We start from the raw sequence: 13,119 nt of genomic DNA on the forward strand, positions 1-13,119 counted from the left end.
TCAGTCCTCCAACGACCCGTCCAGCGCCTGGCCGGACGCCAGGTGCGGAGCGATCTTGTTGTCGAACACGCTCAGCGCCGAACCGATGGCCATGTGCATGTCCAGGTACTTGTAGGTGCCGAGGCGGCCGCCGAAGATGACGTTGCGCTCGGCGGCTTCCTTGCGGGCGAGCTCGCGGTAGCGCTCCAGCTTCGCCCGGTCCTCGGCCGTGTTGATCGGGTAGTACGGCTCGTCGTCCTTCTCCGCGGCCCGCGAGAACTCCCGGACGATGACCGTCTTGTCCGACGGGTACTCGCGCTCCGGGTGGAAGTGGCGGAACTCGTGGATGCGCGTGAACGGCACGTCCGCGTCGTTGTAGTTCATGACCGGCGTCCCCTGGAAGTCGCCGATCGGCAGCACTTCCTGCTCGAAGTCGAGCGTGCGCCAGCCGAGCCAGCCCTCGGAGTAGTCGAAGTAGCGGTCCAGCGGGCCGGTGTAGACGACCGGCGTGCCCGCCGGGATGTCGTCGCGCACGTCGAAGAAGTCCGTGGACAGCCTGACGTCGATGTTCTCGTGAGCCGCCATCTTCTCGAGCCACGCGGTGTAGCCGTCGACCGGCAGGCCCTCGTAGGTGTCGTTGAAGTAGCGGTTGTCGAAGTTGTAGCGCACCGGCAGGCGGGTGATGACCGCCGCGGGCAGCTCCTTCGGGTCGGTCTGCCACTGCTTCGCGGTGTAAGCCTTGATGAACGCCTCGTACAGGGGACGGCCGACCAGCGAGATCGCCTTCTCCTCGAGGTTCTTCGCGTCCTTGGTGTCGATCTCGGCGGCCTGCTCGGCGACCCACGCCTTCGCGTCCTCCGGCGACATGTAGCGCCCGACGAACTGCGAGATCAGGCCGAGGCCCATCGGGAACTGGTACGCCTGGCCGTCGTGCATGGCGAACACGCGGTGCTGGTAGCCGGTGAACTCGGTGAACTGGTTCACGTACTCCCACACGCGCTTGTTCGACGTGTGGAACAAGTGGGCACCGTAGCGGTGCACCTCGATCCCTGTCTGGGGCTCGGCCTCCGAGTAGGCGTTGCCACCGATGTGGTCACGCCTCTCCAGCACCAGCACCCGCTTGTTCAGCTGGGACGCGGCGCGCTCGGCGACCGTGAGGCCGAAGAATCCGGAACCGACGACAATCAGGTCATAACCTGCGAAGCTCACGACCACGAGGGTAACGCCGCCGGGTACCTGTGCCGCCAACCACCCCCGGCGGCGCCGGACGTCTCGGGCGAAGCGCAAGCCCACGATCGGCTGACCGTAGACTTCCGGCGGTTCCGCACCTTATGCGCGGGCAACGCGGCCGTGCGCGCCTGTCAGGACCCGGCGTGCCCACTTCACGCAGGCGATATCACTGTGAGGAAGCAGGACGATGAGTTGGTTCGAGGCTTTGCCGGCCGCGCTCGTGGCCGCGGCCTGGTTGATCGGGCCCGGCGTGGCGCTGGCGTACGCGCTGGGCCTGCGCGGCCTCGGCGCGTGGGGCATGGGGCCGACGCTGAGCGTCCTGCTGGTGTCCTTCGCCGCCGTGGTCATGCAGAAGGCCGGCGTGACGTGGTCGGTGCTGCCGGTCCTCGGCGTCACCGCGGTCACGTGCCTGGTCGCGGTGGTGCTGTCGGTGTTGTTCCGCCGGATCGCACCGCCACGCCGCAACGACCCGATCCGCACCCAGTGGGTCGCCGCCGCGGCCCTGGTGCCCGCCGTGCTGCTCGGCGCGTACGTCGTGGTCAGGGGCATCGGGGAGCCTGACCGGCTCAACCAGACGTTCGACGCGATCTACCACTACAGCGCGGTCAGCTACGTCCTCGAGTCCGGCTCCGCCTCGTCGCTGACCCTGGCGCCGCTCGGGAACCCGCAGATCCCCGCCGGCTTCTACCCCGGCGCGTGGCACGGCGTGACGTCCCTGGTCGTGCTGAGCACCGGCACGACCATCTCGGTGGCCGCGAACGCGGTGGCCTGGGCCATCGCCTCGGTGGTCTGGCCGCTGAGCATGCTGCTGCTGGTCCGCCAGCTCGTCGGCAGGAACACGGCGGCCATCGCCGTCACCCCGGTCCTGGCCGTCACGTTCACCGCGTTCCCGTGGGGCCTGCTCGGCTTCGGCGTGCTGTGGCCGAACCTGCTCGGCCTCGCCCTGGTCCCCGCGGGCCTCGGCGCCGTGCTGGCCGCGACGTCGCTCGCCAAGGAGGACATCCTCGGCCGCCGCAGGTCGCTCACGATGGCGGCCCTCGTGCTCGTCGGCACCGGCTTCGCCCACCCGAACGCGCTGTTCAGCCTCGCGGTGCTGGCGCTGTTCCCGTTCCTGATCGCCGTCTTCCGCTCGGGCCGCAAGCTCTACGCGGGGGGCAGGAGGTGGCAGGGCGTCGCCGTCGTCGGCGGGACGCTCGCGGTGCTGTTCGGCCTCTGGGTCTTCGTGTCCCGCCTGAGCATGTTCAAGCCGGTGCGCGAGATGTACTGGCCGCCGTTCGAGACCCCGCCCAGGGCCGTCGGCGAGGCGCTGCTGAACGCGCCGAACGGCAAGCCGGGCCTGTGGGCGCTGTCGGTGCTCACCCTCGTCGGGCTGGTGCTCGCGTGGCGGATGAAGGAACACCGCTGGTTGATCGGGGCGTTCGCCGCCGTGACGTTCCTCTACACGCTCGCCGCGTCGATCAACCGGCCGGACACCAGGAAGTTCACCGGCGTTTGGTACAACGACTCGTTCCGCATCGCGGCCATCGCCCCGATCGTGGCGGTCCCCCTCGCGGTCATCGGGGTGCTGTTCATCGCGGCGAAACTCGCGGCGCGCGTACCCGCGCTGACCAGGGCTCCGGCGCTGCTGCGCACGCCGACCGCGCTGGCGGTCATCGTGATGCTGGCGTTGCTGCCGTTGAGCCGCGGCTACTACGCGGGCACGAACATCGGCACGATTCGGGGCGTCTACATCGACAGCAACCCCGCGGAAGGGGTCCTGGTCGACCGGTCCGAGCTCGCGTTCCAGGAGAAGCTCGACCAGGTGCTGCCCGAGGACGCGGTCGTGGTGAACAACCCGTGGGACGGCTCGGCGATCATGCTCGCCGACATCCGCCGCAAGGCCGTGTTCCCGCACGCCGACCTCCCGTGGGGCGACGAGCAGCGGTACCTCGCGCAGCACCTCGCCGACGCGGCGACGGACCCGAAGGTGTGCACGGCGGCCGAGAAGCTGGGCGCGCGCTACATGCTGCTCGCGAACAAGACGTTCTGGTCGTGGGACAACCGCACCAAGAGGTACCCCGGCATCAAGGAGCCGAGCACGCCGGGTGCGTTCGAGCTGGTCGCGTCCAGCGGCGCGATCAAGCTCTACAAGCTCGACAGGTGCGGCTCGGCCTCACCGAACCGGTAGCGGCCCAACGCGAAAGCCCGGTCCCGCGAGTCGCGGGACCGGGCTTTTTCGCACGATCGATCAGGCCAGTGCGGCGCGCGCCTTGAGCGGCTCCCACCAGTCGCGGTTGTCCCGGTACCAGGCGACGGTGCGGGCCAGGCCCTCGTCGAACGGCACCCGCGGGGCGTAGCCGAGCTCGGTGGAGATCTTGGTGATGTCGACCGAGTAGCGGCGGTCGTGGCCCTTGCGGTCGGTGACCTGCTCCACCGACGACCAGTCGGCGCCCATCGCCTCCAGCAGCCGCTCGGTCAGCTCGCGGTTCGTCAGCTCGGTGCCGCCGCCGATGTTGTAGACCTCACCCGCGCGGCCGCCCTCGACGACGAGCTGGATGCCCCGGCAGTGGTCGTCCACGTGCAGCCAGTCCCGGACGTTCAGGCCGTCGCCGTAGAGCGGCACCTTCTTGCCGTCCATCAGGTTCGACACGAACAGCGGGATGACCTTCTCGGGGAACTGGTACTCGCCGTAGTTGTTCGAGCAGCGCGTGATGCACACCGGCATGCCGTACGTGCGGTGGTAGGACCGGGCGATCAGGTCCGAGCTGGCCTTGGCCGACGAGTACGGCGAGTTCGGCTCCAGCGGCTGCTCCTCGGTCCAGGAGCCCGACTCGATCGAGCCGTACACCTCGTCCGTGGAGATGTGGACGAACTTGCCGACGTTCGCCTCCAGCGCGCCCTGCAGCAGCGTCTGCGTGCCGAGCACGTTGGTCACCACGAACTCGGCGGCACCGGAGATGGACCGGTCCACGTGCGACTCGGCGGCGAAGTGCACCACGACGTCGGTGCCGGCCATCAGCTTGCCGACCAGCTCCGCGTCGCAGATGTCACCGCGGACGAACTCCAGCCGGGGGCTGTCCGCCACCGGCGCGAGGTTGGCCTCGTTGCCCGCGTAGGTCAGCTTGTCCAGCACGACGACCTCGGCGTCGGCGAACGCCGGGTAGGCGCCTCCGACGAGCTGCCGCACGTAGTGGGATCCGATGAATCCCGCACCACCGGTGACCAGAACCCGCATGTTGCCCCTCGCCGCACCTGTCTGTCGGGCGTTCGTCGTTTCGTTCACTTGGTGGCGCCCGCCGAGCGGGCGACCTCCATCACGTACTGGCCGTAGCCGGACTTGGCGAGCTTCTCGCCGAGGGCGTAGCACGCGTCGGCGTCGATGAAGCCCATCCGCAGCGCGATCTCCTCGAGGCAGGCGATCCGGATGCCCTGCCGGTGCTCGAGCACCTGCACGTACTGACCCGCTTCGAGCATCGAGTCGTGCGTGCCGGTGTCCAGCCAGGCGAACCCGCGGCCGAGGTCGACCAGCTTCGCGTTGCCCTGCTTGAGGTAGACCATGTTGACGTCGGTGATCTCCAGCTCGCCGCGAGCCGAGGGCTCGAGCCCGCGGGCGATCTCCACGACCTGGTTGTCGTAGAAGTAGAGACCGGTGATGGCCTTGTTGGACTTCGGCAGCGCCGGCTTCTCCTCGATGGAAATCAGGTTGCCGTCCGCGTCCACCTCGCCGACGCCGTAGCGCTCCGGGTCCTTGACCGGGTAGCCGAACAGCACGCAGCCGTCGATCGAGCTGGCGTGCTTCTGCAGCACCTTGGCGAAGCCCTGGCCGTGGAAGATGTTGTCGCCGAGCACCAGCGCCACGTCCTGGTCGCCGATGAAGTCGGCACCGATGACGAACGCCTCGGCCAGGCCGTTGGGCTCCGGCTGCTCGGCGTACTCCAGGCGGATGCCGAACTGCGAGCCGTCACCGAACAGGCGCCGGAAGTTCGGGAGGTCCGTCGGCGTCGAGATGATCAAGATTTCCCTGATGCCCGCGAGCATCAGCACCGACAGCGGGTAGTACACCATCGGCTTGTCGTAGACCGGCAGCAGCTGCTTGGACACGGCCTGCGTGATCGGGTGCAGCCGGGTACCGCTGCCGCCGGCGAGAATGATCCCTCTCATCGTCGCGCGTTCTTCCCATCCGGTTGGAGATAAGGACACTCGTCGAGCGCGTACACGGAAGTGGTCCGGCTGCGCGCCGTCACACGCCGTTGGCGCGGAGCTTCTCGTAGTAGGCGAGACAGTCCTCGTACCGGGGGAGGATATCGGCCGCTTCGGCCTCGGCGAGGGTCGGGGCGGCGAGGTCCTTCTCGGAAAGCACCTGCTCAAGATCAGCGGGCCACGGCAGGCCGAGCGCCGGGTCCAGCGGGTTGACGCCGTGTTCCGCGCTCGGGTTGTAGGCCTCACCGCACAGGTAGCTCATGACGGTGTCGTCCTCGAGGGCCACGAACGAGTGACCGAGGCCCTCGGACACGAACAGCGCGCGGCACTCGGTCGAGTCGAGCCGGACGGCGTCCCACTGGCCGTAGGTCGGCGAGCCCACCCGGATGTCGACGACGACGTCCAGCAGGGACCCCCGCGGGCAGTAGATGTACTTCGCCTGGCTGGGGGGCACGTCGGCGAAGTGCACGCCGCGGATGGTGCCCTTGGCCGAGATCGAGTGGTTGCTCTGGGCGACGCGCATCGTGCGGCCGGTCGCCTCGAGCAGCGCCTGCTCCTGGTAGGGGCTTGCGAACATGCCGCGGTTGTCACCGAAGGTCCGCGGCACGAACTCGTACGCTCCGGCGATGGTCAGCTCACGAATTTGCACGATCGCAGAGGATAGCGGCGTGAGCACCGGCCCATCCTCACGGACCGGGCCCGGCCAGGTAGGGCATCATGCTCCCCAGCCGACGAGGAGAGCCCCAGCACCATGACGATGATCGATATCATGCTGCCGTACTACGGCGACGTCTCGCTGATGCAGGCCGCCGTGCAGAGCGTGCGCTCGCAGGCCGATCCCGGCTGGCGGCTGACGGTCGTCGACGACACGACGGAGCCCACCGTCCCCGGCTGGTTCGAGTCGCTGGCCGACGAGCGGATCCGCTACTTCCGCAACGAGCGCAACCTGGGTGTCACGGGCAACTTCAACCGGTGCCTCGACCTCGCCGAGCACGAGCTGATGACGATGCTCGGCGCGGACGACCTGCTGCTGCCCAACTACGTCGGCACCGTGCTCGCCGCCTACCGGGCGCACCCCGGCGTCGGCATGATCCAGCCGGGGGTGGCGGTGATCGACGAGCACGGCCAGCCGGTCAGGGCGCTGGTCGACGAGGCCAAGAAGCGGCTGTACGCGCCGCGGGTGACCGACCGGCGGCTGATGGGCGGTGAGGACCTGGCGGCGAGCCTGCTGCGCGGCAACTGGCTGTACTTCCCGTCGATCGCCTGGCGCACCGAGGCGATCAAGGCGGTCGGCTTCCGCACCGACCTGCGCACCACCCAGGACCTCGCGCTGGAGCTGGAGCTGATCGAGCGCGGCGAGCAGATGCTGGTGGACAGCACCGTCTGCTTCCAGTACCGGCGGCACCGCGGGAGCGTCTCGTCGAAGATGGCGCTGGACGGGGGCCGCTTCACCGAGGAGCGCCAGTTGTTCCTCATGATGGCCGACCGGATGAAGGCGAGGGGCTGGCGCCGTGCCGAGCGGGCCGCGCGCTACCACTCCGCGTCCCGGCTGCACGCGCTGACCCTGCTCCCGACGGCCGTGCGGGACGGGCAGCGCGACGTCGCCCAGGCGCTGGCCAAGCACGCCTTCGGCACGCAACGCCCCAGGTGAGCCCGGCCGCCACCGGGATCAGCGGCCGCGGTGGTCCGGCCTGACCCGGCCACGGCCGGTGCGGGTGCTCAGGACCCCGCGAGCGCGCTGCCGGCGGGCAGGTAGTCCTTGCTGGTCCTGCCCCTCACGCCGTCCCGCAGGCCGTGCCACATCGCGCGCAGCCGGGCACCGCGCGGCTTCTCGTACAGCGCCGTCAGCAGCACCCAGCGCCCCATGATGAGGACGGACGCCAGGCACCACGCCGGCGAGCGGAGCAGGTTCTCCTTCACCAGCAGCACGCCGTTGCGGATCACCCAGTACAGCCGCCACCTCGGGTGGTGGGTGACGCGGACGTGCCCGATCAGGAACCGGTGCTCGCGGACCTCACCGAGCGAGTGCGGCAGCTTGACCCGCTTGTCCTGCACGATCCGCATCCCGGTGCGCCGCAGCCGCAGGCAGAAGTCCTGGTCGACGCAGTCCACGAAGAAGTCCTCGCGGAACCCGCCCAGCTCCTCGAGCAGCGAACGCCGCACCACCATGCCGGAGGTGATCACGGCGTCCCGGTCCGCGACCTCGGGCCGCAGCACCGTGCGCGGGTCGATGTAGGACTCGCGCACGGCGTCCCAGGGCGCGGGAGCCGCGGCACCGATGGTCGGGTCGGCCAGGTACGCGGCCAGCCGGCCGACCACCTCGCCGGAGAGCACCGAGTCCTGGTCGAGCAGCAGCACGGCGTCGGTTCCCGGCGCCATCTCCCGCACCCCCAGGTTGAGCGCGCCCGCGAGACCGAGGTTGCCCGCCGGGCGGAGCACGCGGACCCCCTCCGGCAGCTCGCCGTCGAGCAGCTCGGCGCCGCCGGGGGTGTTGTCCACCACCAGCACCTCGACGCAGGACGCCCGTGCGGCCTCGATGACGGCCAGCAGCCGCTGGTCGGGGTGGTAGGCCGTCGCGATCGCGGTGATCTTGTCGGTCATCGGGTGGTTCGCTCCCTGAGTTCGGCGGGCGCCGTCGCCGGCGCGTCGTCCGGGGGTGTCTGGTGGTGGCCGCCGCCGGTCGCCCGCAGCAGGACGACGGCCATGACAGCCATGACGGCCACCGGGCCGGCGGACGTCGCGAGCACCGCGGTGGTGGTCGGGTCGACCGGCAGGACGAACGTCAGCGTCATGGCCGCCACGCCGGTCAGGGACGCCACCAGCACCGTCCGGTGCTTGCCGAGCGCCACCAGCGCGGGCTGCGTGACGTTCGCCGCCATGAGGAAGACGGTCCCGATGCCGAGCGCGGCCAGGGTCGCGTTGGACAGGCTCGCGGGCCTGCCGAGCAGCAGGGCGAGCAGCTGGGGCCCCGCGGTGGCCAGCAGCACGATCCCGAGCAGCCCCAGCGCCGCGCACACCGCGACGGTGCGGAGGGTCTGCGTGCGCACCGACCTCCGGTCACCGCGGGCCGCGCTCGCGGTCAGCCGCGGCAGCAGGGTGGTCTGGAGCGGGACGAACGCGAACATCGGCAGCCGGGTCAGCGTGATGGCCCCGGCGATGGCCGTCGCGACCTCGGGCTGCGCGATGGCGTTGATCACCACCGGCGGCAGGTTGACCACGGCCTGGTTGGTGAGGCTCGCGACGGCCAGCAGCGCCAGGCCCGCCGAGATGCCGAGCCACATCCGGCCGGAGCCCTCGACGCCGGAGGCTGGTGCGGTGGACGACACCTGGCGCGGGCCACCGGCGCCGGTGAGCCAGAGGCCGCCGACGCCGAGCAGCGCCGCGAAGACCTGGCCGAGGACGAAGATCACGGCGAACAGCCACGCGGAGCCGACCTGGAGCAGCGCCAGCACCGCCCACGGCACCAGCCGGGTCAGCCCCTCCGTGGCGAGAGTCGCCGCGTACAGGCCGAACCGCTCGGCGCCCGCGAGGGCTCCGCGCACGGCGGAGGCGCAGGCCGTGGCGAACACGCCCACGACGAGCGCGGCGAGCAGCTCCCAGTGCCCGTTCATCGTCCGATCGACCAGCAGCGGGGACAGCACCGCGATCAGAGCGCCGATCAGCAGGAAGAGCACCACGGCCTGCCGTGCCACCAGGCGGGCGACCGGCAGGACGGGACGGCCGAGCGCGCGTTCGCGGCTCACCGCGCGCGACATCTCCTGCTCGACCCCGGAGAACGCGCCGAGCGCGATGGTGTTGACCAGGAAGTAGAGGCTGATCAGCGCCGTGATGCCGGACTCGTCGACGCCCGAGCGCGTGATCAGGGGGATGAACGTGAAGCCGGAGAGGACGACCATCCCCAGTCCGATGCCCATCAACGCCATCGGACTGCGCAAGAAGCGCAAGCGGTCCATGCACCAGCCTCATGCTCTCCAGGGGAACGAAATCGAGCCTAACGGACGCCCTCGGAGCCCCCGGCGCACCTCTGTAGAATCGGCCACTCACGTGCGACGACCCCTCGCGCCGCCTCGATCGCACCGTGTCGTCGACCTCTAGGAGTCCCGGAACCGATGACCGATCCCGTCATCACGGCTGTCGTCACCGCCTACCACCCGGACGAGCGGCTCTCGGCGGTCATCGACGCCGCGCTGGTGACCTGCGCCGACGTCGTCGTCGTCGACAACACGCCGACAGCGGAGAGCTCCTCGACCGAGGGCCTCTCCGACCCGAGGGTCCGCGTGCTCCGGTCGGGGCGCAACGGCGGTCTCGCGGGCGCGCTCAACGACGCGGTCCGCGCACTGCGGCCGGAGACCGAGGCGGTCCTCGTGCTCGACCAGGACTCCGCGCTCCCGGAGGGGGTGGTGGCCGCGCTCGCGGCGCACCTCGCCGACCCCTCCATCGGCGTCGTCGCCCCAACCCCGGTCGACGCGGCGGACGGCAGCACGTACGAGCGGTTCTCCCCCCGCGGCACCGGGCTGGTGGACCAGGACACCGTCATCACGTCCGGCATGCTGGTCAGGCGCACCGTCCTGGAGGCGGCCGGCCCGTTCCGCGACGAGTTCTTCGTGGACTGGGTCGACAACGACTTCTGCCTGAGGCTGCGCCGCGACGGCGTGCGGATCGTGCAGGACCTGGCGACCCGCCTGCCGCACTCGATCGGCGACCGGCGTGAGCACCGGATCGCCGGTCTCACGGTCAAGGTGCTGCGCTACTCGCCGTGGCGGCACTACTGGATCACCCGCAACGGGCTGGTGATGATCCGCGAGAACCTCGTCCGCCACCCCCGCTGGTCGCTGATGGCCGTCCTCTACATCGGACGGCAGGCGGTGACCACCGCCCTGTTCGAACCGTCGCGCGGGGACAACGTCAAGGCGATCCTCAGCGGTGTCCGCGACGCCCTGCGCAACCGCGTGACGCCGAGGTACCTGCCCGCCGGCGCCGACTACCGGTCCGGTGCCCAGCGCTCGGAGGCCGGGCTGTGAAGGTGACCGCACTCGTCACGGCGTACCACCCGGACGACCGGCTCGCGGCCGTGGTCGAGTCCGCGCTGGTCACCTGCTCCGAGGTGATCGTGTCGGACAACACCCCCTCGACGTCGGCGTCGGCCGCCGAGAAGCTCGACGACCCGAGGGTCACCGTGCTGCGCAACGGCAGCAACCTGGGCCTGGCCGCGGCGCTGAACTCGGCGGTCGGCGAACTGCCGGCCGACACGGACGTGGTGCTGTTCCTGGACCAGGACTCGGTGCTGCCCCCGGACCTCGTGCCCTCGCTCGCCGCGCACTTCGCCGACGCCTCGGTGGGCGTCGTCGCGCCGACCCCGTGGGACGCCACCCACGGCGAGTCCTACGAGAAGGCCGCCCGGTCCGGTCCGGCGCTCGCCGACCGGGACGGCGTGATGACCTCGGGCATGCTGGTCCGGCGCTCCTGCCTGACCGCGGTCGGCCGGTTCCGCGAGGACTTCTTCGTCGACTGGGTCGACTTCGACTTCTGCCTGCGGACGCGCGAGCACGGGTTCCGCGTCGTGCAGGACACCACGGTCCTGCTGCCGCACTCGCTGGGCGACCGGCGCGAGCACAAGGTCGGCCCGCTGCGGGTGCACGTGCTGCACTACCCGGCCTGGCGGCACTACTGGGTCGCGCGCAACAGCACGGTCCTGGCGCGCGAGCACCGTGCGAAGAACTGGCGCTGGTCGCTGTCCGCCGCGCTCTTCCTGGCGCGGTGGACGGTCAACACCGCGGTGTTCGAGCGGCAGCGCCGGACCCACGTGCCGGCGCTGCTCGCCGGTTTCCGCGACGGCTGGACCGGGCGCGCCCGGCAGGAGTACGTGCCGGCCGGCGCCCAGTACTCGGCCGCGCGCTGATCGGGCGGTGCGGGAAGCACCCCGCACCGGTCTCGGCGTCGGCCGTGCGGCCTGCGAGGCGTCCGGGCCTCAGAACCACCGTTCCAGCACCATGGCGACGCCGTCCTCCGAGTTCGGGCCCGTGACCTCGTCCGCGGCGGCCTTCGCGTCCTCGTGGCCGTTGGCCATCGCCACGCCGTGCCCGGCCCACCGGAGCATCTCCACGTCGTTCGGCATGTCCCCGAACGCGATGACGTGCTCGGGCTCGACGCCGAACCGCTCCGCGACGTCGGCCAGGCCGGACGCCTTCGTGACGCCGTGGACCGCGGCCTCGACGAGGCCGTTGTTCGTCGAGAAGGTCAGGTCGACCTCGCCGTGCAGCACCTCGCCGATCGCGGCCGTCATCTCGGCGCTGGTCATGGCGGGGTTGCGGATCAGCAGCTTGGCCGCGGGACGGCCGAGCGCCTCCGCGCGGCTGAGACCGCTGTGCGGTCCCTCCGGCCAGGGGTGGGTGTAGCTGAGCTCGGCGACGAAGGTCAGGTCGTCCTTGGGCGTGCCGACCAGTTCCACCGCGTACGTGCAGTCGTCGAGCACGCTGTCGACCGCGGCCGCGATGTCGTGCAGCTGCACCGGGCTGAGCGTGCGCGCCCAGACGATCTCCTCGCGGCCGATGTCGTAGAGCACCGCGCCGTTCGCGCAGACCGCCAGCCCGTCGAGGCCCGCCTCGGCGGCGATGCGCGGAACCCAGCGCGGCGGCCGTCCGGTGGCGAGCACGAACGGCACCCCTGCCGCGAGCACGCGGCCGACGACCTCGGCCGTGCGCGGGCTCACGGACTCCAAGGGGCTGAGCAGGGTTCCATCGACGTCGGAGGCGACCAGGCGCGGCTGTTCCACACCGACATCTTGCCTCCTCCGTTGCGCGAGCCAAGTTCGTAAGGAGCTGAACAGCTGGTTACCGTACGTACCGTGCGCGCAGGAATCGTCATTCTTCCGGAACACCGATGGTGGATCGCCGAACCCAAGTGGCGCGCCGCCGAGGAGTACGGGTTCCACCACGCGTGGACCTACGACCACCTCGGCTGGCGGACGCTGGTCGACGGCCCCTGGTTCGGCGCGGTGCCGACCCTGACCGCGGCCGCGCTGGTCACCTCGCGCATCAGGCTCGGCACGTTCGTCGCGAGCCCGAACTTCCGCCACCCCGTGCCGTTCGCGCGCGAGCTGCTGACGGTCGACGACGTCTCCGACGGGCGGTTCACGCTCGGTGTCGGCGCAGGTGGGGCCGGGTACGACACGGTCGTGACCGGCTCGAAGCCGTTGCTGCCGGGTGACCGGACGGCCCGGTTCGGCGAGTTCGTCGAGCTGCTCGACCGGCTGCTGGTCCAGGACCGCACGACGTGGCACGGCGAGTTCTACTCGGCCGAGGAGGCCCGCAGCGCGCCCGGCTGCGTGCAGCGGCCGCGGGTGCCGTTCGTGGTGGCCGCCAACGGCCCGAAGGCGATGGCCGTCGCGGCGCGGTTCGGCCAGGGCTGGGTCACCACGGGGCCGTCGACCGAGGACCACGAGGCGTGGTGGCGCGGCGTGGCGGAGCTGTCCGAGCGGTTCACTGAGACGTTGGCCACGCAGGGCCGCACGACGCGGGTGAGCCGCTACCTCAACCTCGACTCGGCGCCGGTGTACTCGCTGTCGAGCGTGGAGTGCTTCGTCGACGCCGTGGGCAGAGCGGCTGAGCTGGGCTTCACCGACGTGGTGGCGCACTGGCCGCGGCACGACGGCGTCTACATGGGCAGCGAGCAGGTCGTGGAGAACGTCGCGGCGGACGTTCTGCCCACGCTCGACCGCCACCTGTAACGGCG

12 protein-coding genes are annotated in these 13,119 nt (G+C 70.8%); 5 read left to right on the forward strand and 7 right to left on the reverse strand.

Translation table 11 applies throughout. The features are described from left to right. On the reverse strand, positions 1–1,188 hold the full coding sequence (gene glf / locus BMW88_RS00205) for a UDP-galactopyranose mutase (protein ID WP_089949368.1): 1,188 nt from the start codon (positions 1,186–1,188) through the stop codon (positions 1–3). A gap of 208 nt (positions 1,189–1,396) precedes the next feature. Between glf and BMW88_RS00210 the strand changes: the two genes are divergently transcribed. Further along, positions 1,397–3,376, forward strand: coding sequence for a DUF6541 family protein (locus tag BMW88_RS00210; RefSeq protein WP_089948126.1), 1,980 nt, complete (start codon positions 1,397–1,399; stop codon positions 3,374–3,376). A gap of 60 nt (positions 3,377–3,436) precedes the next feature. Here BMW88_RS00210 and rfbB read toward each other — a convergent pair whose 3' ends face one another. The 3 genes from rfbB to BMW88_RS00225 all read right to left on the reverse strand — a co-directional run bounded on the left by rfbB (position 3,437) and on the right by BMW88_RS00225 (position 6,037). Further along, on the reverse strand, positions 3,437–4,423 hold the full coding sequence (gene rfbB, locus BMW88_RS00215) for a dTDP-glucose 4,6-dehydratase (RefSeq protein ID WP_089948128.1): 987 nt from the start codon (positions 4,421–4,423) through the stop codon (positions 3,437–3,439). Positions 4,424–4,467: 44 nt separating this feature from the next. Next, on the reverse strand, positions 4,468–5,349 hold the full coding sequence (rfbA, locus tag BMW88_RS00220) for a glucose-1-phosphate thymidylyltransferase RfbA (RefSeq protein ID WP_089948130.1): 882 nt from the start codon (positions 5,347–5,349) through the stop codon (positions 4,468–4,470). A 79-nt stretch (positions 5,350–5,428) separates the two neighbouring features. Continuing rightward, a complete protein-coding gene (locus BMW88_RS00225) occupies positions 5,429–6,037 on the reverse strand; it encodes a dTDP-4-dehydrorhamnose 3,5-epimerase family protein (protein ID WP_089948131.1) in 609 nt (202 codons plus the stop codon). Positions 6,038–6,139: 102 nt separating this feature from the next. Between BMW88_RS00225 and BMW88_RS00230 the strand changes: the two genes are divergently transcribed. Next, positions 6,140–7,039, forward strand: coding sequence for a glycosyltransferase family 2 protein (locus tag BMW88_RS00230; protein WP_089948133.1), 900 nt, complete (start codon positions 6,140–6,142; stop codon positions 7,037–7,039). A 68-nt stretch (positions 7,040–7,107) separates the two neighbouring features. On the opposite strand, the gene BMW88_RS00235 is transcribed toward BMW88_RS00230, so the two are convergent. Both BMW88_RS00235 and BMW88_RS00240 read right to left on the reverse strand, forming a co-directional pair. After that, complete coding sequence (locus BMW88_RS00235) at positions 7,108–7,989, reverse strand: glycosyltransferase (protein ID WP_089948134.1); 882 nt, start codon at positions 7,987–7,989, stop codon at positions 7,108–7,110. Further along, positions 7,986–9,341 (reverse strand): MATE family efflux transporter, encoded by a 1,356-nt coding sequence (locus BMW88_RS00240; protein WP_089948137.1) that lies wholly within the window; start codon positions 9,339–9,341, stop codon positions 7,986–7,988. The genes BMW88_RS00235 and BMW88_RS00240 overlap by 4 nt, the downstream gene beginning before the upstream one ends. 156 nt (positions 9,342–9,497) lie before the next feature. Here BMW88_RS00240 and BMW88_RS00245 point away from each other — a divergent pair, with 156 nt between their 5' ends. After that, entirely contained in the window at positions 9,498–10,409 is a 912-nt protein-coding gene (locus BMW88_RS00245) for a glycosyltransferase (RefSeq protein WP_089948138.1), read from the forward strand. 2 nt (positions 10,410–10,411) lie between these two features. Next, entirely contained in the window at positions 10,412–11,287 is an 876-nt protein-coding gene (locus BMW88_RS00250; protein ID WP_177220845.1) for a glycosyltransferase, read from the forward strand. A 69-nt stretch (positions 11,288–11,356) separates the two neighbouring features. Here BMW88_RS00250 and BMW88_RS00255 read toward each other — a convergent pair whose 3' ends face one another. Continuing rightward, positions 11,357–12,160, reverse strand: coding sequence for an HAD family hydrolase (locus BMW88_RS00255; protein WP_177220847.1), 804 nt, complete (start codon positions 12,158–12,160; stop codon positions 11,357–11,359). A 72-nt stretch (positions 12,161–12,232) separates the two neighbouring features. Between BMW88_RS00255 and BMW88_RS00260 the strand changes: the two genes are divergently transcribed. Next, positions 12,233–13,114, forward strand: coding sequence for an LLM class flavin-dependent oxidoreductase (locus tag BMW88_RS00260; protein WP_089948140.1), 882 nt, complete (start codon positions 12,233–12,235; stop codon positions 13,112–13,114). The last annotated feature ends 5 nt before the right edge of the window (positions 13,115–13,119 follow it).

It is taken from the genome of Lentzea xinjiangensis (genome assembly GCF_900110955.1).
GTDB classification, from domain to species: Bacteria; Actinomycetota; Actinomycetes; order Mycobacteriales; family Pseudonocardiaceae; genus Lentzea; species Lentzea xinjiangensis.

What these genes read in the sequence shown, in the direction of transcription:
- BMW88_RS00210 (WP_089948126.1), top strand. Translation starts at nt 1,397, where the DNA reads ATGAGTTGGTTCGAGGCTTTGCCGGCCGCGCTCGTGGCCGCGGCCTGG.
- rfbB (WP_089948128.1), bottom strand. Translation starts at nt 4,423, where the DNA reads ATGCGGGTTCTGGTCACCGGTGGTGCGGGATTCATCGGATCCCACTAC.
- rfbA (WP_089948130.1), bottom strand. Translation starts at nt 5,349, where the DNA reads ATGAGAGGGATCATTCTCGCCGGCGGCAGCGGTACCCGGCTGCACCCG.
- BMW88_RS00230 (WP_089948133.1), top strand. Translation starts at nt 6,140, where the DNA reads ATGACGATGATCGATATCATGCTGCCGTACTACGGCGACGTCTCGCTG.
- BMW88_RS00235 (WP_089948134.1), bottom strand. Translation starts at nt 7,989, where the DNA reads ATGACCGACAAGATCACCGCGATCGCGACGGCCTACCACCCCGACCAG.
- BMW88_RS00240 (WP_089948137.1), bottom strand. Translation starts at nt 9,341, where the DNA reads ATGGACCGCTTGCGCTTCTTGCGCAGTCCGATGGCGTTGATGGGCATC.
- BMW88_RS00245 (WP_089948138.1), top strand. Translation starts at nt 9,498, where the DNA reads ATGACCGATCCCGTCATCACGGCTGTCGTCACCGCCTACCACCCGGAC.